The following is a 22669-nucleotide window of genomic DNA, read 5'->3' on the forward strand; positions in this document are numbered from 1 at the left end:
ATTCTATAGTAAACGTTTTCTTTTGATTTGTCAATACTTTTCTAAAAATATTTTAAATTTATTTCATAGTACATATATTTTTCCAAATATATTATTACTATTACACAAGAAACACAACAAGACCTCCACTATATCGAAGAGGCCTTGGATCAGCTCGGTTATTTGGTAAAGGATTAGAAAATTTTCTTTTCCCAATCGTCTTCTGTACGGCGAGGGTAGAAAAACTCCGACTTGTCCGGAGCTTCCATCATCTCCATCAAGGGTAACATATCATAGGCCAGATCCAAGTTTGGAATCTGGTCTTTTTGCACCCAAGAAACTTCTCCCTCTTCTGAAGATTGAAGGGTACCAGAGAACTCAGTTGCCTTATAACAAACGACAATGTAGCGCCCGCCTGTATCTAGTGGCCAGTTCTTGATACCGACCAGTTGAGGATTTTGGATAGTCAATCCTGTTTCTTCGTAGATTTCACGAATGACAGACTCCGCGAAAGACTCGCCATTTTCTACATGGCCTCCTGGAAAGGCATAACCAGACCAGCGATTGGTTTCAGGAGAGCGATACTGCATCACCACGCGCTGAGTTTCTAAGTCTTCAATCAGACAAATGTTTGTTAAAATCGTTAATTGGGAACGGGACATAAATTTACTCGCTTTCTAAGTTATTAAATTTTCAGACTTGGTACCAGTGCCATTAGCTTCTACTTTTTAAAATTATTTAGAATAGAGTACCATCCGTTTTTCCTTTATAGGCTTTCCAAGTTCAAGTATTTTTTCTTGTCCATCAAAAGTAAAACCCATTTTTTGATAGAAAGCAATGGCTCGCTTGTTATCTTTCAATACCCATAAGAAAATTTCAGAAAAATGATTCAGAGCAGTCAAAGCTGTTTTCATTAACTTTTGTGCTATGCCTTTTCCGTAATAGTCTTTTAAAACATATAAAGCAGTAATTTCACCAGCTTGAATAGTCTCATCACGAAAGTTACCATAACTGATAAAACCAACTACCTTCAGATCACCTATCGCAATCAATGTATTTTCTGGATACTTTTGACTAAAGAATCGACATCTTTCTAATGTCATTGTCTCCTGAAATTCTGCAGGCAAAAGGTCATCATAAGCCTCTCTCCACGTTTGCCAGTGAACGAGGGATTTACCTTCTATCTCTTCAGGAGTTTCCATTGATTTGATAATAACCGTCATTTATTTTCTCCCAGTCTTCTCTCAAAATACCATATTTAATACTATCAAAATATTTACCTTGATAATAACGAACTTTTGGAATATGAGCTTCTTTTTTCATTCTTAATTTTTCAGCAAGTTTCATCATACCAAGATTTCCTGACCAAGTTGTCAAACCCAGATGCTCCAACTCCAAGTAATCCTGAAACGTCCTATCTATCCACTGCAACATAGCAACTTTCCCAATACCAGTGTTCCAGAATTTTTTATCATAAATACCAATTCCCAATTCCATCCATCTTGTTTCTTTACATACCCAATAACGCGAAACAGTCCCAACTAGTTTATCATCAACAAAAATACCAAGGCGATTTGAGTGGCTTAAAATGGATTCTGATTTTTGTAGTTCGAATTCTTTAAAATTTGAAAAATACTGATAATCATCATAATAGGGAGCATCATACTGTTTCCAAACTGGATTAAGCTGTGAATAAGCCATTTCCCATAAAGACATCAAATCTTCTTTCTTTAACTTTCTTAAATAAATCATACTATTCCCCTAATCCAAGGCCTTGACTTCCAGCATCATATCACGAATCTGAGCTGCTAGTTCAAAGTCAAGCACTTCAACTGCTTCTTGCATTTGTTTCTCAAGCTTTTTGACTAGTTCTTTGCACTCTTGTTTGTTGAGGCTATTGATGTCGACTTCCTTGTCCTCTTCCTTAGCAACTGCCTTGGTCACAGCAATCAGGTCACGGATTTCTTTCTTGATTGTCTGAGGCACAATACCGTGTTCTTCATTATAAGCCATCTGGATTTTGCGACGACGGGCAGTTTCATCGATAGCACGTTGCATAGACTGGGTAACCGTGTCCGCATACATGATGACATGCCCTTCACTGTTACGGGCAGCACGACCAATGGTCTGGATGAGTCCACGTTCGTTACGAAGGAAACCTTCCTTGTCAGCATCGAGAATAGCTACGAGACTCACTTCAGGAACATCAATCCCTTCACGTAGGAGGTTGATTCCAACCAAGACGTCAAAGACACCCAAGCGCAGGTCACGGATGATCTCCGTCCGTTCCAAAGTCTTGATATCCGAGTGCATGTACTTGACCTTGATGCCCATTTCCTTGAAGTAGTCAGTCAAGTCTTCTGCCATTTTCTTAGTCAAAGTTGTGATAAAGGTTCGTTCGTTCTTTTCAACACGGGCATTGATTTCACCCAAAAGGTCATCAATCTGTCCCATAGTCGGACGGACTTCCACCTCAGGATCCAAGAGTCCCGTTGGACGAATGATTTGCTCAATTACTGTCTCGGTCTGTTCATTTTCATAGTCGCCCGGTGTCGCTGAAACGTAAACAATCTGATGGACATGGCTTTCAAACTCTTCACGACGGAGAGGACGATTATCCAGAGCAGACGGCAAACGAAAACCATAATTTACTAGCATTTCTTTACGCGAACGGTCTCCATTGTACATGCCCTTGATTTGTCCCATGGTCATGTGGCTCTCATCAATCATGATCAAGAAATCATCTGGGAAGAAATCGAGAAGGGTATAAGGAGGCTCACCCTCACTCCGTCCATCCATGTGACGTGAATAGTTCTCAACCCCGTTGGTATAGCCCATCTCACGCAACATTTCGATATCATACTCTGTCCGCTGTTTCAAACGTTGGGCTTCAAGTAGTTTGCCTTCCTTTTCAAAGACAGCTAGTTGCTCTTCTAATTCGCCCTGAATTTTAGCAATGGCAACTTCCATGTGGTCGTCATTGGTCACAAAGTGTGTCGCTGGAAAAATCGCCAAATGATCCACTTCTCCTAAGACCTGTCCTGTCAGAGCCTCAACCTCACGAATACGGTCAATTTCGTCTCCAAAAAATTCTACTCGAAAAGCGTGCTCATCACGAGAGGCTGGGAAAATCTCTACCACATCCCCACGCACACGAAATCTTCCCCGTTGGAAATCAATATCGTTTCGCTCAAACTGGATGTCAACTAAGTCATTCAAGAGTTTATCACGAGAAATCTCTAGACCAGGACGGAGACTAACGACACTGTCAGCGTATTCCTTGGGCGAACCCAGACCATAGATACAAGAGACCGAGGCCACGACAATAACATCATTACGCTCCAAAAGGGCTGAAGTCGCTGAGTGGCGGAGCTTGTCAATCTCGTCATTGACAGAACTATCCTTCTCAATGTAGGTATCACTAGAAGGGACATAGGCCTCAGGTTGGTAATAATCATAGTAAGACACAAAGTACTCAACTGCATTTTCAGGGAAAAATTCCTTAAACTCCCCATAGAGCTGGCCTGCTAGAGTTTTATTGTGGGCAATAACCAGAGTTGGTTTATTGACTTTGGAAATGACCTGACTCATGGTATAGGTCTTCCCTGTTCCGGTCGCCCCCATCAGAATCTGAGCTTTTTCTCCACCCTCAATGTTATCAACCAACTGTTCGATAGCTTGTGGTTGATCTCCTGATGGTTGATATTTTGATACTAGTTTAAATTGATTATCTGTAATGCGGTTAATCATAAGAATCCTCTCTCCATGTGCTATTCCTATTTTAGCATACTTGTAGCATTTTCACGAAGAAAAGGACGGACCGAAGTCACATCCTTTCATTTTCTTTCTTTAATTGATAAGCGAGATAAAGAATCAGCAGAAACAAAATAATACTGGACACGATGGAACCCTCAATACCAAAAGACCCACCAGATAGCCAGTCTTGATTGCCTTGTGGAGTAAATTTCATGATTGAGGTTCCTGAAGACTGACCACTAACTAATACTCCAAAGAGGTTTCCCTGTGCGAAATTCCAGGCTCCATGAATACCACCTATACCCCATATAGTATCTGTTTTAAGAAGATATAGGGACATGGCAACTCCGAATAAAAAGAGATTCACTAAAGATAGAGGGGTGAGACCAGAATTTCCCACATGAAGCAGGGTAAAAAATATGCTAGATATGACAACAGCAAGTTTTAGATTGGTTCTTGAGGCCAATTGAGGAAGGAGCCAAGCACGGGCCACCACTTCTTCTGCTGTCCCCTGTAAAATCCAAAATGGGATAGTAAAGACAACAAAGGTAAGCGAATAAGGATTCAAATGAATAGACTCAAAACGATATTGCCCCAAGGCTACTAAACCTAACAAAGTAAGAAGAAAAAGTGCCAAACCTAGACCAAATCCTTTAAGGAGATTGCTGAGGAAATTCTCTCTATAAAATCCCAAAGTTCGAATAGGTCTTTTCTCAACTTTTCTAGTCCATCTAAACACAGTATTGAGAATGAAACCAAAGGCCAGTAAATCTAAAATTAAATGAAAGTCACCTGTTTTATCCGTCAAGCTCTGATGCAAGGTCTGCAAATAGGTTGCAAGATTTTGACCAACCTCTCCAAAATTTCTAGCAAGTCCGATGAGAGCTAACAAACTAATACCATACAGAGTATAAGCCACAAACTCTCCTATGAAGACAAAAGCAAAGGCTAACAAGGGGCTTGTGTAAATGTTTAAACTCATTTTTGAAGCTTGGAAGTCTTTAAATATTCTTTTGTTCTTCATATCCCTATCCTCTTTTCTTCTATATATACTATTATTATAGCACTTTTTAATAGCAATTCAAGAAAGAAAAGAAAAAACAATGTTACATTTTCTGACACAGGAATATAAAAATTTGCCTTTTTTTACTTTTTCTGATATAATGGGAAAATATTCGGAAAAGGAGACTAAAAATGAAGAAAAAATTTCTAGCATTTTTGCTAATTTTATTCCCAATTTTCTCATTAGGTATTGCAAAAGCTGAAACGATTAAGATTGTTTCTGATACCGCCTATGCACCTTTTGAGTTTAAAGATTCAGATCAAACTTATAAAGGAATTGATGTTGACATTATTAACAAAGTCGCAGAGATTAAAGGATGGAACATTCAGATGTCCTATCCTGGATTTGACGCAGCGGTCAATGCGGTTCAAGCTGGTCAAGCTGATGCTATCATGGCAGGGATGACAAAGACGAAAGAACGTGAAAAAGTTTTCACCATGTCTGATACTTACTATGATACAAAAGTTGTCATTGCAACTACTAAGTCACACAAGATTAGTAAATATGACCAATTAAAAGGAAAAACTGTTGGTGTTAAAAACGGAACAGCCGCTCAACGTTTCCTTGAAAGTATCAAGGATAAATACGGTTTTACTATTAAAACATTTGACACTGGTGATTTGATGAACAACAGCTTGACTGCTGGTGCCATCGATGCCATGATGGATGACAAACCTGTTATCGAGTATGCCATTAACCAAGGGCAAAACCTCCATATTGAAATGGATGGGGAAGCTGTAGGAAGTTTTGCTTTCGGTGTTAAAAAAGGAAGCAAATACGAACACCTGGTTACTGAATTTAACCAAGCCTTAGCTGAAATGAAAAAAGATGGTAGTCTTGATAAAATCATCAAGAAATGGACTGCTTCATCATCTTCAGCAGTGCCAACTACAACTACTCTTGCAGGCTTCAAAGCCATTCCTGTTAAAGCTAAATACATCATTGCCAGCGATTCTTCTTTTGCACCTTTTGTTTTCCAAAATTCAAGCAACCAATACACTGGTATTGATATGGAATTAATTAAGGCCATCGCTAAAGACCAAGGTTTTGAAATTGAAATCACCAACCCTGGTTTTGATGCCGCTATCAGTGCTGTTCAAGCTGGTCAAGCAGATGGTATCATTGCTGGTATGTCTGTCACAGATGCTCGTAAGGCGACTTTTGATTTCTCAGAATCCTACTACACTGCCAATACTATCCTTGGTGTCAAAGAATCAAGCACCATTGCTTCTTATGAGGATTTGAAAGGAAAGACAGTTGGTGTTAAAAACGGAACTGCTTCTCAAACCTTCCTAACAGAAAATCAAAGCAAATACGGCTACAAAATCAAAACCTTCGCTGATGGTTCTTCAATGTATGACAGTTTAAATACTGGGGCAATCGATGCCGTTATGGATGATGAGCCTGTTCTCAAATATTCTATCAGCCAAGGTCAAAAATTGAAAACACCAATCGCTGGAACTCCAATCGGTGAAACAGCCTTTGCTGTTAAAAAAGGAGCAAATCCAGAATTGATTGAGATGTTCAACAACGGACTTGCAAACCTTAAAGCAAACGGAGAATTCCAAAAGATTCTTGATAAATACCTAGCTAGCGAATCTTCAACTGCTTCAACAAGCACTGTTGATGAGACAACTATCTGGGGCTTGCTTCAAAACAACTACAAACAACTCCTTAGCGGGCTTGGTATCACTCTTGCTCTAGCTCTTATCTCATTTGCTATTGCCATTGTTATCGGGATTATCTTCGGTATGTTTAGCGTTAGCCCCTACAAATCTCTTCGTGTGATTTCTGAGATTTTCGTTGACGTTATCCGTGGTATTCCATTGATGATTCTTGCAGCCTTCATCTTCTGGGGTATTCCAAACTTCATCGAGTCTATCACAGGCCAACAAAGTCCAATTAACGACTTTGTAGCTGGTACTATTGCCCTATCCCTCAATGCGGCTGCTTATATCGCTGAAATCGTTCGTGGTGGTATTCAGGCCGTTCCAGTTGGCCAAATGGAAGCCAGCCGAAGCTTGGGTATCTCTTATGGAAAAACCATGCGTAAGATTATCTTGCCACAAGCAACTAAATTGATGTTGCCAAACTTTGTCAACCAATTCGTTATCGCTCTTAAAGATACAACCATCGTATCTGCTATCGGTTTGGTTGAACTCTTCCAAACTGGTAAGATTATCATTGCCCGTAACTACCAAAGTTTCAAGATGTATGCAATCCTTGCTATCTTCTATCTTGTAATTATCACGCTTTTGACTAAACTAGCGAAACGCTTAGAAAAGAGGATTCGTTAATGGCAAAATTAAAAATTGATGTAAATGATTTACACAAAAGCTACGGAAAAAATGAAGTTTTAAAAGGAATTACGACCAAGTTCTATGAAGGAGATGTTGTTTGTATCATCGGTCCTTCGGGTTCTGGTAAGTCAACTTTCCTTCGTAGCCTCAATCTTTTGGAAGAAGTTACTAGCGGTCACATCACTGTGAACGGTTATGACTTAACTGAAAAAACAACCAACGTTGACCACGTCCGTGAAAATATCGGAATGGTGTTCCAACACTTCAATCTCTTCCCACACATGTCTGTATTGGACAACATCACCTTTGCTCCTATTGAGCACAAGTTGATGACTAAGGAAGAAGCTGAAAAATTGGGAATGGAGTTGCTTGAAAAGGTTGGGCTAGCAGATAAGGCTAAGGCCTGTCCAGATAGCCTGTCAGGTGGTCAAAAACAACGTGTGGCCATCGCTCGTGGACTAGCAATGAATCCAGACATCATGCTCTTTGATGAACCAACTTCTGCCCTTGACCCTGAGATGGTCGGAGACGTACTAAACGTTATGAAGGAATTGGCTGAGCAAGGTATGACCATGATTATCGTAACCCATGAGATGGGATTTGCTCGTCAGGTTGCCAACCGAGTTATCTTTACTGCGGACGGTGAATTCCTTGAAGATGGGACACCTGATCAAATCTTTGACAACCCACAACACCCACGTCTGAAAGATTTCTTGGACAAGGTCTTAAACGTTTAAATGCAAACTGTAAGGATTTCCTTGCAGTTTTTTTCTATCTCGTATTGAAATTTTTGATTTTTCGGAAAATTATGTTAGAATTAAGTTTATGAAATGAGGTTTCCTCATACCTAGCAAAACTAGGAATAAAAATAGAAATTAGGTAGCTAGATGTCATCTAAGGTTATTGTTACAATTTTCGGTGCGAGTGGAGACCTGGCTAAACGCAAGCTCTACCCTTCCCTATTTAGACTATATAAATCCGGCAATCTTTCCAAACATTTTGCCGTCATTGGAACTGCCCGTCGTCCTTGGAGCAAGGAATATTTTGAATCTGTTGTAGTCGAATCTATCCTTGATTTGGCAGATAGTACCGAACAGGCTCAAGAGTTCGCTAGCCACTTCTACTATCAAAGTCATGATGTCAACGATACAGAACACTACATTGCTTTGCGTCAATTGCAGGCTGAACTAAATGACAAGTACCAAGCTGAACACAACAAGCTCTTCTTCTTATCTATGGCACCTCAGTTCTTTGGAACTATTGCCAAACACCTCAAGTCTGAAAATATCGTAGATGGTAAAGGTTTTGAACGCTTAATCGTTGAAAAACCATTTGGTACAGATTACGCAACTGCAAGCAAGTTGAATGACGAGCTCCTAGCAACATTTGACGAAGAACAAATTTTCCGTATTGACCATTATCTTGGGAAGGAAATGATCCAAAGTATCTTTGCAGTTCGCTTTGCAAACTTGATTTTTGAAAACGTTTGGAACAAGGACTTTATCGACAATGTTCAAATTACCTTTGCGGAGCGCTTAGGCGTAGAAGAACGTGGTGGCTATTATGATGAATCTGGTGCCCTCCGTGACATGGTACAAAACCACACTCTACAACTCCTTTCCCTTCTTGCCATGGACAAGCCAGCAAGCTTCACAAAAGATGAGATTCGTGCTGAAAAGATTAAGGTTTTTAAAAACCTCTATCATCCAACTGATGAAGAACTTAAAGAACACTTTATCCGTGGTCAATACCGCTCTGGTAAGATTGATGGCATGAAATACATCTCTTATCGTAGCGAGCCAAATGTAAATCCAGAATCTACAACTGAAACCTTTGCATCTGGTGCTTTCTTTGTAGACAGCGATCGATTCCGTGGTGTTCCTTTCTTCTTCCGTACTGGTAAACGTCTGACTGAAAAAGGAACTCATGTCAACATCGTCTTTAAACAAATGGACTCTATCTTTGGTGAGCCACTTGCTCCAAACATTTTGACCATCTATATCCAACCAACAGAAGGATTCTCTCTTAGCCTAAATGGGAAACAAGTAGGAGAAGAATTCAACTTGGCTCCTAACTCACTGGATTACCGTACAGATGCGACCGCAACTGGTGCTTCTCCAGAGCCATACGAGAAATTGATTTATGATGTCTTAAATAACAACTCAACTAACTTTAGCCACTGGGATGAAGTTGGTGCGTCATGGAAATTGATTGACCGTATCGAAGAGCTCTGGGCTGAAAATGGTGCCCCACTTCATGACTATAAAGCTGGAAGCATGGGACCTCAAGCCAGCTTTGACTTACTTGAAAAATTCGATGCCAAATGGACTTGGCAACCAGATATTGCCTATCGTCAAGATGGTCGTTTAGAATAAAAAAATTTCCTGCAAGTTTGTAGCTTGCAGGATTTTTGCTTCTGATTAGATTAAACCTTCCAAGAGACCTTTCATAAAGTTTTCTGAGTTAAACTCTCCAATATCATCGATTTTTTCACCAAAACCAATCAATTTTACAGGAATATTGAGTTCTTCTCGGATGGCTAGAACAACACCACCTCGAGCAGTTCCATCAATCTTAGTCAAGACAATTCCTGTCAAAGGGGTGATTTTTGAAAATTCTTTAGCCTGTACCAGGGCATTTTGACCAGTTGAAGCATCTAATGCTAAGAAGGTTTCATGCGGTGCTTCGGGCACAACACGTTTGATGATGCGTCCAATCTTCTCCAACTCAGCCATGAGGTTGTCCTTGTTTTGCAAACGACCAGCGGTATCAATCATGAGAATATCGATACCTTCAGCTACAGCACGTTCCATACCATCAAAGACCACACTGGCTGGGTCAGCTTTTTCAGGTCCAGTCACAACTGGAACGTCCACACGACGGCCCCATTCAGCTAGCTGGGCTACCGCTCCTGCACGGAATGTATCTGCCGCAACCAACATGACTTTCTTACCTGCTTGTTTGTAGCGGTGGGCTAGTTTCCCGATAGAAGTTGTTTTCCCAACACCATTCACACCAACAAAGAGCATGACTGTCAAGCCATCTTGGAAGTGGATGCTTTCATCGTAGCTACCATCCTTTTCATAAAGCTCAACCAATTTCTCAATGATGACACGGCGCAGTGCATCAGGTTTCTTGGCGTTTTCAAGCTTGGCTTCGTAGCGTAACTCATCTGTTAAGTTAGAAGCGACCTGTACACCAACGTCACTCATGATCAGCAGTTCTTCCAGTTCCTCGAAAAATTCTTCGTCAACAGAGCGGAAATTAGCAAAGAAGGCGTTCAAGCGAGCTCCGAAGCCTGTACGAGTTTTCTTAAGACTGCGGTCATATTTTTCCTGAACAGTTTCTTCTGCTTGAGGCCTTTCTGCTTCAAGAACTTCAGAATTATTTTCTTCTACAGTTTCTAGGAGCTCAGTATTCTCTTCCTCTGGGACTTCTTCTGAGTTTAGCAATTCTTCGACTTCTTCTTGAGAAACTTCTACAACTGGCTCTGAATTCTGACTCTCTTCAACTGTCTCTTGATTATCCTCTTCTTCGAGCAAAGATTCTTCAGAACTTTCAACCTCTGCTTCTTCTTGAGAAACTTCCTCAGCTTCTGTAAGAGAAGACTCAACATCTTCAGACAAATCAAGATTTTCCAGAGCTTCTTTTACAACTTCTTCGATTTTAGGTTCTTCTTTTTTTCCGAATAGACGGTCAAACAATCCCATATCTTAGTTCTCCTTCAGCACGTATTCTTCGATAGCCCAGGCGACAGCTTCCTCATCGTTGGTCATTGGCGTCACTACATTTGCGACAGCCTTGACTTCAGGAACAGCGTTTTGCATAGCAACACCGAGCCCTGCCCATTCAATCATAGAAAGGTCATTGGCTTCATCACCACAGGCCATAACTTGGCTTTGGTTGATTCCGAGATGGTTGATTAGTTTTGCCAAACCTGTTGCTTTATGAACATTCTTTGGTGACCACTCTAGCAACATTTCACGTGATTTAAAGATTTCATATTGGTCAAACAATTCTGGAGAAATCTTCTGAATGGCTGTATCCAAGGGTTCTTGAGCAAAGGCAGTCACACACTTATTGTAAGTCATTTGACTAGATAAGTCTTCAAAGTCCAATGGAACAAAGGTCAAAGCTGGATTGAATTTAGCATAAAGACTTTCTTGGTCCGATTGGATTTGATAAACTGTTCCTTCTGAGATGGCATCAAGAGGTAGTGATAATTTCTCTGTTTCTTCATACAAACGTGCCACATCATCATATGAAAAGACTGTTTTATCAAGGATTTCACCTGTATTTTTCTGAACCAAACCACCATTAAAAGTAATCGTATACTCATCTTCCTGACCGTCAGTCCCTAACTCATGGAGAAAGAAATCCATAGCTTTTAAGGGACGACCAGTTGTCAATACGACCTTGATACCACGATCACGCGCAGCTTTCAAAGTTGCCTTGGTACGATCCGTCAGCCTTTTATCAGTAGTCAGCAAGGTCCCGTCCAAGTCCAATGCAATCAATTTTATATCTGCCATTACAAGCCCTCCATATAAGCTATAACCGACTGGTCCTTATGGTGACCAATCACAGTCTCTGCTAATTCTAAAATTTCTGGTCGTGCATTTTCAGGAGCTACAGGATGTCCCACAACCTGCATCATATGCAAGTCATTTAGATTGTCTCCAAAAGCCATAACCTGATCCATTGTGATAGCAAGTTTTTTGGCTAATTCAACAATGGCCACACCCTTATCGACATAGTCCAGAACAATATCAATGGATTCAAAGCCAGTTGTCATGGCCTTAACACCAGGGACATTTTCGTTTACCCAAGCTTCACCAGCTTCCAGCGTTTCTTCTGTGAAGTTGGTTGTAAATTTGAAAATGTCATCTTTAATATCTTCTAGACTCGCTACTTTTTGGATATTTTCATTATAATGCTGGCTCACTTTTAAATAAGTCTCATCAACCGTATCTAGCACATAAGAGCCCTTTTTACCAGTCAAAAGGAGCTTATTGATATCTACATAAGGTGACGTTTTCAGCTTTTCAAAAGTTGCCAGATAAAAGTCACGAGACATAGTCGCTTCATACAAGTCCTGACCTTGATACTCTACCAAACTGCCATTTTCCGCGATGAAAATAATGTCATCACGTACATCAGCAAATAATTTTTCCAGAGACAGAAATCCCCGACCCGAAGCCACCGCAAAGTAAATCCCTTTTTCCTTGTAGGAAGCCAAGAGAGACTTGAGACGATCCATATCAAAGCGTCCATTCCCATCTAGGAAGGTTCCGTCCATATCCGTTGCTACTAGTTTAATCATAAATTCTTCATACTCCAATTAATAAATCCACCTTCTATTATACCATAGAAAAAGCAAATAGCGCCTAATCCATTTGAGATTAGACGCTTGATAAACTCCCGACTTTATCACTTAATTTTTATCCAATATTACTTAACCCTTTAGTATAACTGGATTTTTTCTAAATTCCCAAACTAACTTCCACCGCCAATAAAAGTTGAAATTAATCTGATAAAAATCGAAAAAACAAGTGGAATTCCAAGTCAGAGTAAGTTCCACTTGTTTATCGTCCAATAACAAGGAAGAGATGCTCGTCTTTCAAAATTGTCTTAAAGGTTTCTTCAGAATTGAGCCTGTATTCAATAGCCTTCCCTAGTTCTGAACCCTGTAAAACTGACTGGATCCGGCACCAAACAAAGAAGTCTTCCATTCAGGGTTGGAGCTTTTCTTGACGTTTCTGTAGTCGTTCATCAATCGACAATGTATCCCATCAATAAGCTAAGCCTTTAGCACCTAACGATGATTTCCCCACTTGCTTGGGCGTCGCTTCAAAAAACTCCTTTCTCACATGTGCCCAACAACCAACAAGTGCAGCTTCTTCCAGTTGACGATAAGCGGACGAGCATCTCGCAGTTTACCAAGCTTAGCATCGCTTTGCTCCTAAACCTTGGACTGCTATCGCATAAGCAGAATAAGCTCCCTGAGATTCCTGCACTACTAAACCACTCCGTCGCTGATCATGATGGTAAAGCGTGATACCTTGTTGCTCATCTTTCCCTGACAAAAAAGTCTAATAATAGGTCTGCTGGCTATCACTTTTTAAGACCCAATAAGAGGTTTCTTTCGGATGAGGAAGAGGTTGTTATAGAAACTTTTCTTCTATAGTTACTTATCTTATAAAAAACATGTTATAACATAGTATATTGACATTGAAATAGTACACCGTTGTTTCTAAAAGATTGTTAGAAATTGGTTTAACTTCCCCAATAAATTTGTTCAATTTTTATTTCATTTCGCTATAAATCGTAATATACTTTGATTTTCTCAAATATTATGTTATCGCAACTTCTCAAAAGTAAAATATTATTATTTAATCCCTATTAAATATATCTCTTGTATAAACTTTTTCTAATACATCAGACAATTCATCTGAAATTCTATTTGAAATAATAACATCCGATGTTTTTTTAAATTCTTCCAGATTCGTTACAACTTTAGCATCAAAAATCTCTTTTGAAGACAAAAACGGTTCATAAATAATAATATTTACATTATATTTCGTTAATTGTTTAATCACATTTTCAGTTGACGAATCACGAATATTATCAGAATCTTTTTTAGCTAGCAAACGATAAATGCCTACATTGTATATATTATTTTTTGTTATTTGTGTTGCTATAAACTCTGATCTTTTTTGGTTACTTAATACAATAGAATCTAACAAAACAGTTGGAAGGCCTTCACATTCACTTAACATATGTTTTGTATCTTTAGGTAAACAGTATCCTCCATAACCAAAACTAGGATTATTGTAAAATTCTCCGATTCTTTCTTCAGAACAAATTCCTTCAATGATATTTTTAGTATTTAACCCTTTCATAATGGAAAAACTATCAATTTCATTGAAGAACGCAATTCTCATTGCAAGGTATGAATTTGAAAATAACTTAATTGCTTCAGCTTCAGCTGAATTTGTCAGTAGAATCGGGGCAACTTCATTTAACGAGAACTCCGATAATAATCTTCCAAATCTTTGACAATATTCAGCTCTCCCTCCCAAAATAATTCTAGATGGAAATAAGTTATCTAATAATGCTTTTCCTTCACGCAAAAACTCTGGAGAAAAAATGATCCGATCTGTGTGAAATTTTGTATTCAAATAATTCGTAAATCCGATTGGCACTGTAGATTTTATAACTATATATGCAACAGGATTAATACTTAGGCAATCAGCTATAACTGATTCTATACCCTCAGTATCTAATACTCCTTTATTTTCATCAAAGTCTGTTGGTATTGCTATTATGATACAATCAACTTTTTCAAAGTACTTCTCATCATAAATACAAGCTTCGAATTTCAAATCTTTATTTAAAAAATATCTCTCCAACTCATAGTCGATAAATGGACAAATTTTATTATTAAGCTGTTCGACTTTCTGTAAATTAATGTCTAATCCAACCACGTCATGTTCCTGAGATAACAGGACAGATAAAGTCAAACCGACGTACCCCATACCAACTGTAGTTATTTTCATAATAGACCTTCTACTACTTTCTTATCTGTTTACATTCAGCGCACCCACTTGATTTAGTTTTTTTAAACCTAATTTATAAGTGGTTGGATTTAATTCATAGGTAATGAACTTTCTATTTTTCTTAAAAGCACACAAAGATGTAGTCGCTTGCCCCATAAACGGATCCAACACAACATCACCTTCCAGAGAATAAATATCAATAAGTTGATTGACAATTTGTTCTGGAAAAGCTGGTGGTCTTGTAGAATAATCCCAAGGTATATTCCAAATGCAGTCAATAAATTTAGTGCCCTCAATGTTTCTATCCCACACTATAAATTCTGACTTTTTCTTAAAAATCAATATGTATTCATAGTTATTTAGAATCAAAGACTCATTATTCGAATAACTTGAAGGATATTTTTCAACTTGATTTTTGATATATGAAGTATTATTCAAATTCCATATTATTGTCCCTTCAATATAGAAATTATGCTCCGCAAAGAATTTTTCAATTTCATGTTTGATATCGTAATACATATTTTGATTTTTTCTGCTAATTTCTACAGAACTGCAAATATTGATGCAAATTGTTCCTGTTTCTTTTAATATTTTACTACATCTTTCCCAAACACTATTTAGACTCTGAATATAGCCTTTATATGTTTCTGTTAACCCAATCTGATCATCGTGTTGATAATCAACTAAATTAAAATATGGTGGAGAAGTGATTATTAAATCAACAGAATCATTTTCTACATCTTCCATAGCTCTGGAATCACCTTAATAAGCCTTATTCTCTGTTTTCATGTTTTTTACTCCTTTTAGTTTTTTCTATTAACATATACGAGATTAATATCATTACCATCATAAAACAAGAAATCAATAAGATAGTTATTCTCATATTAAATATTTGAATTCCTACACCAATTATCGGATTTACCAACATTGTAACAAGACTAATTGAAAAGGATAGTCCTGATATAACTGTTGCTCTTGAATTGTCATCAACCCAAAGATGTAACATCTCCATGATAATAGGATCAAGAATATCTATGATAATGTACAACAGTAGAAAACTAAATATAAATGTGGCATTGAAAGGCAAAATTTGAAAAATAATGGAAATCATTAGTATCAATGATAGCAGCATAATTAATTTAGAAACTCTTATTTTTGATATTTTATAAGCTTGAGTTGCTACTATGCCACCAATGATACTATAAATCATAAACATAGCTCCATTAATAGATGTAGAAAATCCTATTTTAGAAAAATAATCTGGTAATAAAGCAAATACTACGTTAATTGCTGAGACAATAACCGTAGTAAAAGCGAACATGAAAAGAATTTTAGTAGATTTTAGCAACCTATGAAAAACTGAAAATAATTCTTTAAATTTCGGAACACCATTTTGATTAAGATCTTCTATAGAGTGTTTCTGATTATCTGGAATAGATATGATGATTATCATTGAACCTATAAGTGTAAAAGATTGTATAAAATATGGTAAACATCTTGTAATGCTATATAAACCACCTCCTATAAATGTAGCAATCCCCAAAGTCAGAGCGCTGATTAATTGTAACTTTCCTCGTATTTTCCCATAACTCTCCTCCTTGCCTTCACTTCTTAGAGATTCAAAAAACAAGGCATCATCAGCTCCACTTAAAAAAGCATTTCCTACTCCTTCTAAAACAAATGCACCTAGTATAACATAGTAAACATAGTCCTTCATTAGCAAGATTGATGAAAGAGTTAATAATGGAGTAATTGATAACAGAACTAGTCCCAATAGAACGATTTTCTTCTTACTAAACCTATCTCCTAAAATTCCGGAGGGAATCTCTGAAACTAATTGTGAAAATAGAAAAATAGATTGAAAAAATGCAAATTGTACTAAAGATAATCCCAAAAACTGAACAATAAAGATAATATTTACTATTCTAGTAAATCGTAAATTTGTAAAAATGATATATAGATAATATTTTAACTCTGATGAAATTTTATTGCTTCTCATACCACATTCCTTCTAATTCATCTTTTACTAACCAAAAATTATCAACATCAAAAGATTTAAAAATAGCTTCCAATTCTATTCTATTCATAAATTCATGAAACAATGGATCAGATTTTCTAGTTTTATTCAAAGATGCTGATTCAAAAATACCTATTTTCCCATTATTACTCCTATGCATGCGATTTCTACAACTAAGAGATGGCATATCTATATATATTTTGGGATATATTTTATTACTGATTCTCCAGGCTTTGCCAATTGCTTTACACTGACTTAACTCTTCACAAACTATAATTTCTTCAAAATTTTCTTCAAAATATTCTGAAATGAATTCTGGTAAATACGAAATGATTGATCTACGAAAATGAAGTAATAGTTCTGGTCCAAATACAATATTCTTTGCACTAGGCACTAAATCATACAAACCTTTTAATTCATCATCACTAAAGTTATGTTTTTTTAATATCTTATCAATCATTTTATAAGATAAATCTCTTCGAATTATTTTTATTTCAATGCCTACACGTTTTCCTAGCTGTTCAAAAAATATTTCTAAGCGTTTAACAAATTGTTGCCATCTTTCTTTTTCACAATCATCTTTACATGATTCAATAGGTGTATCCACATATATTGCACAATTTAAATTTTTCATGATGGCCTCATTAATAGGCATCAGTATATCAAAGTAAAAATTGATAGCCAGATTATCAATTTTTGCATCACAGCGATCAATACAAGCCCCCCCAACAACAAGACTGTTATTTGGAGAAAAATTACTTGTTTCATCAAAAACTATTAAATTATCCCTAAAACTAGCATCATAATTTAAGTCATTTAATGAAATTATCTGATTTAAATCTTTTTTATACATTTTTTTCACTAGTAAATTGGAAAAATCAATATCTTCAATCACAGGCATGTATTATCTTCCTTTCAATAGTCCTTTTTCAAGCATAATTCTAATAATTGAACGAATACCGCTCTCTTCCTTATATTGAATTTCATTTTTTGATTCATACACCGAACCTTCATTAATATATGATATTATATTGTCGAAGATTTCTTCTTTATATCTTGTACTAATATTAGAAAATGCTTCTCTTACTTTAGTCACACCTTCACTTTCTTCAAGTAACTCATCTGTTGAAAATAAATATCCATACTTAGATAAGGTATTACAATTCCCAGAGATTTGATTATATTTTTCAAGCAATAATGCCTGAGAATAATTTGAAGGCAAAAAATAATGTGGTTTTAAGCCTAATTCTAAACTCTCTAAATAAAATGTCAAACCAGGTGTTGTAAATATCCTACTTGCTTCACATGACGCTGATAGAAACTCTTTATGGGACATTACTTTAAATGTAACATTGTAGTCAAAACGGTTGTTTGATTCAATCCATTTTTTCTGCGTCATGTTACAAGCACAATCAATCTCATATTTATCAATATTAGGTATTTTTGAAAAAAGTTTTAGATAAAATAACATGTACTTTTTGAAAAATACATCATTTTCATATGGAGTAACTATACCAGCGAAATTTAATAGAATTTTATTGTTTTTGAAATCTTTTGTTTTTGTTATTCCTTCCGTATTAATAATAGGATTTATTGTTTGGATATTCTTATACTGCGATAAATTATTGGGATCAATAAAAGCATTTTGAACAAAATAAATATCATATTCGTTAATCCCATCTAGGGGTTTTTCCCACATCCAACTTAGACTATCAACAAATACACTTTTTACATTTAAATTTGTATCTCGTTGAATTTTAGGAATATTCAGATTCATAACATTAATTAAGAGTTCATAATTCTTAATATCTACTATTTTCAAAAAGCTTTCAGACCTAATTTCATCAGTATCACACTCGATGTATTCTAATCTATTACCAAAGTTGGTCTTAAAAAAATTTATAGATTCTCCATTTCCGCAAAATGTAATCTCTTTATATCCCATCTTCAATAGCTCTTTGATAATAGAATATAATTTTGAAGACGGACCAAAACCAAAATTTGTAGTTACTGTCAAAATTCTCATAACAATCACCTAATAAATATATGCTTTTCTATGTACTTTAATATTTTTAACCATTCAAGTTTATCTGGAAACTCATCTTCAGAATCATAATAAATAACATGAACCTGAGTACCTGTTGTGTGTAAACCTTCATACAATGGTGTTTTTGAACCGATTCTTTTGTTAATTCCTAAGACAATAGGAATAGAGTGCGCTGAAGCCCAACCAAGTTCCACAGCACATCCATAACTATTATTTGGAAAAGTAATATATACATTACTTTGTTTCAGTATCGAATAATCTCTAAGGGTACATTCTAAAGAATCTGCAATCTTTTTGCCAAATTCTTCTTCCTCTAGAGCACAAAACACATTATGACCATACGATCTCAAATCAGAAATAATCCCCTTAATTCTGGACTTTGTCGCAGTTTCTAACGGACTTTTCAAGTTCGGATTAATTATTCCTGTGATTGGTGTACCTAAAAAAATATCCATTGTTATTCATTCCTTTCTTTCGTTTCATTCAATGCACAACACTGAGTTAAAAAGTATTGTGCTCTTTGTTTAAAACTATAATATAAAACGTGAAAACATATCACTATTACAAATCGCGACGAGGCGATTAAGTGAGTGCTTCAGCCAATACATTTGAAAAAATCCATCATTATAACTGTAGTTCATCCTATTAGGTACAACCAACTGTGACCATAATACTAAAAAAATCAAAGAGAAAACTAGGAAGCTTGTCTTGTACATCTCAAAATACTGATTTTATAATGAAGATAAGACTAGAATGCTAATTAATAGATTTACAGATAAATATCTGATATCTTGTATTGCTTTACGATTTCTTAAGATTATAATTAGTAAATTTATTATTAGATAAGCGACTTGTTTATAAAAAGAAATAGGCCTTTCTCAAATTTGGTGAAGGAATACTCCTCGTGTTTCAATTACTCAAAATTAGAGTAAATAATAAATATATTACATTTATATTTTTTCAAACTTTCCCTCACAATTATTTATTAAATTGAAGAAACATCTACTAATAGCTATTCCCCCATTCTGAATAATAAATAGCTTAAGATAATAGCTTTGAAGTAAAGTATCCTCGTTAAAACAGATCTCTCCTTCAACTACTTTAGTTCCAATATTTTTAAAACGTATTCTTTTCAACTCTGGTGAGGTATTTGATGACTTTTCTACATATGTTGGTAGCTGTACTCCTAAGTAAACATCTCCTCTATGTTGTGGAGTAATAACAATCTTATATTTTATTCTTAATCTTTCTCTATCATAATTATCACACATAAAATCTACTTCTGGCATGCCTGTCATTGAAGTATTTTTATCACCGCACCTATAACAATAGAAAGAATTAATATTGAATAAATTGTTAGTTTCTGGAATATAGTTGCAACCAACACCCGAACTTCCACAACAACATATTTTTTTGAAAATACTACTTTCATCAATTATAGACCTAAAAATATTATATCGATCAAATTCGAAAAGCTCGTCATTTTGGTTCTGAATCATTATTTCAGCTATCTTTTTAGAAATAGGATTTACTCTATTTATTAAATTTTGTTCAAAATTTAAATATTTTTCTTCTGTCACTCCATAGGTACCTCTGCGTGTCATTTGCATGTAATCTGCTAAAACATTATTAGATAACTTTTTTACCTCATGTTCACTACTTAATAACCCAGACGAAACATATGAAGCAAGTCGCGATAAAATCATTTTGCTACTTTGGGTTAATCGGACAATCCCATTTATATTTTCAAGTGATTGATCTACTTTTCTAGTATTTGGGAGTCCAATATTAACAATTGAAACAAACGGCTGTACATCATTTAATTTATTATGAAGTTTGGTTCCAATATTTGTCAAATTTGAATCTGAAAAAATTTCATATATCTCTGGATTATCAATCGATTGAACAGCAATAGAAGCAACAATATTTCTTGCTATTCCATCGATAGCATCTAATGTTAAGTTGAATCTAGAATCATACAATCTACAATCATTAAACGGAAAATTACTACAAGATAATAAAAATAATGTTTCAACATTTATAGAGCTAATACGTATTGCTTTACTCTCATCCTTAAAAAAAGATTGCCCTTGATGGCCCCAAGAAGGAGCAAATTTTTCTTGTTGAGGAATTAATTTATTAAAACCATGCAAAGTGAAATCAGCTAAATTTAGATGATCTTCTTTTCCATGTCCATGAAAAACTAATTCTGACCAAGATTTTTCTTCCAAAAGATTTTTTATATTTTCATTTTCAAGCCTTTTTATATCAAAAATATCCCATTTGTTTTTTGTTTCACTAAATTCATTTAACTTTTTATGCGAAAAGACTGCTTTTCGTACTTCTTTTTCACTTTTTGAGTAAAACTGCTTTCCTATCATCCAAGACAATGAAGATAGATCTCTTCCTGTCAGTATGTACAGTTCAATATTATTTTTCTTACAATATTCTAATATAGTCAAAATTTTATATTGTGAAAAATCTTTATATAGTCCTATTACTACCAGATTTTCTATGTTTATCATCTCATTTAAAGAGGTCACCCACTTCTTACAAAATAACCTACAGTTTTTATAAAACTCTAAATCAGAAGATAGAGTGATCCCTGCATCGCATTGGTAAATTGGCGTTGTTTTATAGCATTCGGAATATTCATTGTTAATTCGCTTGATATTATGAAGTAAATCTTCTCTTTTGTGGTCAACAAAAATAGGAATTTCTCCTTGAAAATTTAAACCCATAGTATTAAAAGCATTCGAATACTCTTGTACATTATTTGATATTTTAAATAAATTCTGTTTTTTCAATTAAAGCCTCCCAAATTATAAATACCGTATTTTATACTATGTATCTATAAAATCTTAAGTCTTTAGAATATTCTAAAGACTTAAGTGTACACTTAAGCATTTTACCCACCAACAATTATAATAATATCCATCACCAAAACCAAAATCGGCAAAAATTTTGAAATTTTCTTCATACTCGGACTTCCTTTCCGTTTTTATTTATTGTACAATAAATAAAAACGGATTTAATTTTTGTTGGGAAAATGGGAAATTATGAAATCAAAACTTGGCATCACACTTAGAAAAGTTCGTAAAGGAAAACAAATTAGTCTATGCTCTGTAGCAGATGAACACCTTTCAAAATCTCAAATATCTAGATTCGAACGTGGGGAATCAGAGATATCTTGTATTCGACTTATCAATATTTTAGACAAATTACACATTACTTTAGATGAGTTTCTTGTTTTACATAATGAAGATTATACTAATACTGAATTATTCGCTAATTTGGTTCAATATATTCGTAAGCAATATTCATCACAAAACATCAAAAATATAGCTGCTCTACTTTCTGACTCATCACATTACACTTTAAATTCTTTCGATAAAACAATGATAAAATCCATTCTACATACAATGGATTCCAGCATTATTCCATCAAATAAAGAATTACTTCAATTGACAGATTATCTCTTTAAAGTTGAAAAATGGGGTTACTATGAAATCACTTTATTAGGTAACTGTGTACGAACAATAAACTACAACTCCTACTTCCTATTAACAAAGGAAATGTTGAACAATTACATCTACTCTTTGTTGAATAAAACAAATAAGCGAATTGTCACTCAATTGGCCATCAATTGTCTAATTCTTAGCGTAGATAAGGAAGAATTTTCAAACTGTACTTGTCTAATCACCGAAATAAAAGCATTATTAGATAATGAATTAAACTTTTATGAACAGACAGTTTTTCTCTATGCAACTGGTTACTTTGAATTTAAGCGTCATTTAGATAGCGGAATTGAAAAAATGAAACAGGCCATACAAGTCCTTGATATTTTAGGAGAAAACAAGTTAAAATTACACTATACTAGCCATTTCGATAAACTGGTAAACAAAGAATAGATGAAATGATTCTCTACTATTTAACATTTTACAAATC

At 35.5% G+C, this 22669-nt stretch carries 21 protein-coding genes and 1 pseudogene; 5 read left to right on the forward strand and 17 right to left on the reverse strand.

Annotated elements, in window-relative coordinates; all coding sequences use genetic code 11:
- Nucleotides 1-108 precede the first annotated feature (108 nt).
- Nucleotides 109-177, forward strand: a pseudogene (locus tag HT699_RS00135) (DNA-binding transcriptional regulator); the annotation flags it as partial.
- On the opposite strand, the gene HT699_RS00140 reads toward HT699_RS00135, so the two are convergent.
- The 5 genes from HT699_RS00140 to HT699_RS00160 form a co-directional block, all read right to left on the reverse strand.
- Nucleotides 174-641 (reverse strand): 8-oxo-dGTP diphosphatase, encoded by a 468-nt coding sequence (locus HT699_RS00140; protein WP_119946652.1) that lies wholly within the window; start codon nucleotides 639-641, stop codon nucleotides 174-176. The pseudogene HT699_RS00135 and the gene HT699_RS00140 overlap by 4 nt on opposite strands.
- Before the next feature lie 72 nt (nucleotides 642-713).
- Nucleotides 714-1202 carry a GNAT family N-acetyltransferase gene (locus tag HT699_RS00145; protein WP_101514435.1) on the reverse strand — a complete coding sequence of 163 codons (489 nt, stop codon included), beginning with the start codon at nucleotides 1200-1202 and terminating at the stop codon, nucleotides 714-716.
- Entirely contained in the window at nucleotides 1168-1731 is a 564-nt protein-coding gene (locus HT699_RS00150; protein WP_000639828.1) for a GNAT family protein, read from the reverse strand. The genes HT699_RS00145 and HT699_RS00150 overlap by 35 nt, the downstream gene beginning before the upstream one ends.
- Before the next feature lie 9 nt (nucleotides 1732-1740).
- The gene (uvrB, locus tag HT699_RS00155; RefSeq protein ID WP_101514436.1) at nucleotides 1741-3729 is read right to left on the reverse strand and encodes an excinuclease ABC subunit UvrB; all 1989 of its coding nucleotides are present in this window, start codon (nucleotides 3727-3729) and stop codon (nucleotides 1741-1743) included.
- A 76-nt stretch (nucleotides 3730-3805) separates the two neighbouring features.
- Entirely contained in the window at nucleotides 3806-4759 is a 954-nt protein-coding gene (locus HT699_RS00160; protein ID WP_101514437.1) for a CPBP family intramembrane glutamic endopeptidase, read from the reverse strand.
- A gap of 170 nt (nucleotides 4760-4929) precedes the next feature.
- On the opposite strand from HT699_RS00160, the gene HT699_RS00165 reads away from it, so the two are divergent.
- The 3 genes from HT699_RS00165 (at nucleotide 4930) to zwf (ending at nucleotide 9473) form a co-directional block, all read left to right on the forward strand.
- Nucleotides 4930-7095, forward strand: a complete 2166-nt coding sequence (locus HT699_RS00165) for an ABC transporter substrate-binding protein/permease (protein WP_054392839.1) — start codon at nucleotides 4930-4932, stop codon at nucleotides 7093-7095.
- On the forward strand, nucleotides 7095-7835 hold the full coding sequence (locus HT699_RS00170) for an amino acid ABC transporter ATP-binding protein (RefSeq protein WP_001096329.1): 741 nt from the start codon (nucleotides 7095-7097) through the stop codon (nucleotides 7833-7835). The genes HT699_RS00165 and HT699_RS00170 overlap by 1 nt, the downstream gene beginning before the upstream one ends.
- A 150-nt stretch (nucleotides 7836-7985) precedes the next feature.
- A complete protein-coding gene (gene zwf / locus HT699_RS00175) occupies nucleotides 7986-9473 on the forward strand; it encodes a glucose-6-phosphate dehydrogenase (RefSeq protein WP_172928878.1) in 1488 nt (495 codons plus the stop codon).
- 45 nt (nucleotides 9474-9518) lie between these two features.
- Here the strand turns inward: zwf and ftsY are convergent, their stop codons facing one another.
- From ftsY to shp3, 12 genes are all read right to left on the reverse strand, one after another.
- The gene (gene ftsY / locus HT699_RS00180) at nucleotides 9519-10808 is read right to left on the reverse strand and encodes a signal recognition particle-docking protein FtsY (protein WP_172933997.1); all 1290 of its coding nucleotides are present in this window, start codon (nucleotides 10806-10808) and stop codon (nucleotides 9519-9521) included.
- 3 nt (nucleotides 10809-10811) lie between these two features.
- Nucleotides 10812-11630 carry a Cof-type HAD-IIB family hydrolase gene (locus tag HT699_RS00185; protein ID WP_172928882.1) on the reverse strand — a complete coding sequence of 273 codons (819 nt, stop codon included), beginning with the start codon at nucleotides 11628-11630 and terminating at the stop codon, nucleotides 10812-10814.
- Nucleotides 11630-12421 carry an HAD family hydrolase gene (locus HT699_RS00190; RefSeq protein ID WP_050208167.1) on the reverse strand — a complete coding sequence of 264 codons (792 nt, stop codon included), beginning with the start codon at nucleotides 12419-12421 and terminating at the stop codon, nucleotides 11630-11632. The genes HT699_RS00185 and HT699_RS00190 overlap by 1 nt, the downstream gene beginning before the upstream one ends.
- 622 nt (nucleotides 12422-13043) lie before the next feature.
- Complete coding sequence (locus HT699_RS11950) at nucleotides 13044-13184, reverse strand: hypothetical protein (protein WP_212750423.1); 141 nt, start codon at nucleotides 13182-13184, stop codon at nucleotides 13044-13046.
- Nucleotides 13185-13490: 306 nt separating this feature from the next.
- Complete coding sequence (locus tag HT699_RS00205; RefSeq protein ID WP_000705670.1) at nucleotides 13491-14657, reverse strand: nucleotide sugar dehydrogenase; 1167 nt, start codon at nucleotides 14655-14657, stop codon at nucleotides 13491-13493.
- A 21-nt stretch (nucleotides 14658-14678) separates the two neighbouring features.
- A complete protein-coding gene (locus tag HT699_RS00210; RefSeq protein ID WP_220041573.1) occupies nucleotides 14679-15404 on the reverse strand; it encodes a site-specific DNA-methyltransferase in 726 nt (241 codons plus the stop codon).
- Between the two features lie 25 nt (nucleotides 15405-15429).
- The gene (locus HT699_RS00215) at nucleotides 15430-16656 is read right to left on the reverse strand and encodes an MFS transporter (RefSeq protein WP_054422894.1); all 1227 of its coding nucleotides are present in this window, start codon (nucleotides 16654-16656) and stop codon (nucleotides 15430-15432) included.
- A complete protein-coding gene (locus HT699_RS00220) occupies nucleotides 16643-17575 on the reverse strand; it encodes a hypothetical protein (RefSeq protein ID WP_001144047.1) in 933 nt (310 codons plus the stop codon). The genes HT699_RS00215 and HT699_RS00220 overlap by 14 nt, the downstream gene beginning before the upstream one ends.
- 3 nt (nucleotides 17576-17578) lie before the next feature.
- Nucleotides 17579-18700, reverse strand: coding sequence for a hypothetical protein (locus HT699_RS00225; RefSeq protein WP_001221832.1), 1122 nt, complete (start codon nucleotides 18698-18700; stop codon nucleotides 17579-17581).
- 5 nt (nucleotides 18701-18705) lie between these two features.
- Entirely contained in the window at nucleotides 18706-19176 is a 471-nt protein-coding gene (locus tag HT699_RS00230; protein WP_000350878.1) for a hypothetical protein, read from the reverse strand.
- Between the two features lie 495 nt (nucleotides 19177-19671).
- Nucleotides 19672-21528 (reverse strand): hypothetical protein, encoded by a 1857-nt coding sequence (locus HT699_RS00235; RefSeq protein WP_000744515.1) that lies wholly within the window; start codon nucleotides 21526-21528, stop codon nucleotides 19672-19674.
- 101 nt (nucleotides 21529-21629) lie between these two features.
- Entirely contained in the window at nucleotides 21630-21701 is a 72-nt protein-coding gene (gene shp3, locus HT699_RS00240; RefSeq protein ID WP_001812431.1) for a peptide pheromone SHP3, read from the reverse strand.
- A 79-nt stretch (nucleotides 21702-21780) separates the two neighbouring features.
- Between shp3 and HT699_RS00245 the strand changes: the two genes are divergently transcribed.
- Complete coding sequence (locus HT699_RS00245; protein ID WP_172933998.1) at nucleotides 21781-22632, forward strand: Rgg/GadR/MutR family transcriptional regulator; 852 nt, start codon at nucleotides 21781-21783, stop codon at nucleotides 22630-22632.
- Nucleotides 22633-22669 lie beyond the last annotated feature (37 nt).

The organism is Streptococcus sp. 1055, assembly GCF_013276815.1.
GTDB classification, from domain to species: domain Bacteria; phylum Bacillota; class Bacilli; order Lactobacillales; family Streptococcaceae; genus Streptococcus; species Streptococcus pseudopneumoniae.

Bases quoted from the DNA above. Each gene is read 5' to 3' on its own strand.
- HT699_RS00140 (WP_119946652.1), bottom strand. From the start codon at position 641: ATGTCCCGTTCCCAATTAACGATTTTAACAAACATTTGTCTGATTGAA.
- HT699_RS00145 (WP_101514435.1), bottom strand. From the start codon at position 1,202: ATGACGGTTATTATCAAATCAATGGAAACTCCTGAAGAGATAGAAGGT.
- HT699_RS00150 (WP_000639828.1), bottom strand. From the start codon at position 1,731: ATGATTTATTTAAGAAAGTTAAAGAAAGAAGATTTGATGTCTTTATGG.
- uvrB (WP_101514436.1), bottom strand. From the start codon at position 3,729: ATGATTAACCGCATTACAGATAATCAATTTAAACTAGTATCAAAATAT.
- HT699_RS00160 (WP_101514437.1), bottom strand. From the start codon at position 4,759: ATGAAGAACAAAAGAATATTTAAAGACTTCCAAGCTTCAAAAATGAGT.
- HT699_RS00165 (WP_054392839.1), top strand. From the start codon at position 4,930: ATGAAGAAAAAATTTCTAGCATTTTTGCTAATTTTATTCCCAATTTTC.
- HT699_RS00170 (WP_001096329.1), top strand. From the start codon at position 7,095: ATGGCAAAATTAAAAATTGATGTAAATGATTTACACAAAAGCTACGGA.
- zwf (WP_172928878.1), top strand. From the start codon at position 7,986: ATGTCATCTAAGGTTATTGTTACAATTTTCGGTGCGAGTGGAGACCTG.
- ftsY (WP_172933997.1), bottom strand. From the start codon at position 10,808: ATGGGATTGTTTGACCGTCTATTCGGAAAAAAAGAAGAACCTAAAATC.
- HT699_RS00185 (WP_172928882.1), bottom strand. From the start codon at position 11,630: ATGGCAGATATAAAATTGATTGCATTGGACTTGGACGGGACCTTGCTG.
- HT699_RS00190 (WP_050208167.1), bottom strand. From the start codon at position 12,421: ATGATTAAACTAGTAGCAACGGATATGGACGGAACCTTCCTAGATGGG.
- HT699_RS00205 (WP_000705670.1), bottom strand. From the start codon at position 14,657: ATGAAAATAACTACAGTTGGTATGGGGTACGTCGGTTTGACTTTATCT.
- HT699_RS00210 (WP_220041573.1), bottom strand. From the start codon at position 15,404: ATGGAAGATGTAGAAAATGATTCTGTTGATTTAATAATCACTTCTCCA.
- HT699_RS00215 (WP_054422894.1), bottom strand. From the start codon at position 16,656: ATGAGAAGCAATAAAATTTCATCAGAGTTAAAATATTATCTATATATC.
- HT699_RS00220 (WP_001144047.1), bottom strand. From the start codon at position 17,575: ATGCCTGTGATTGAAGATATTGATTTTTCCAATTTACTAGTGAAAAAA.
- HT699_RS00225 (WP_001221832.1), bottom strand. From the start codon at position 18,700: ATGAGAATTTTGACAGTAACTACAAATTTTGGTTTTGGTCCGTCTTCA.
- HT699_RS00230 (WP_000350878.1), bottom strand. From the start codon at position 19,176: ATGGATATTTTTTTAGGTACACCAATCACAGGAATAATTAATCCGAAC.
- HT699_RS00245 (WP_172933998.1), top strand. From the start codon at position 21,781: ATGAAATCAAAACTTGGCATCACACTTAGAAAAGTTCGTAAAGGAAAA.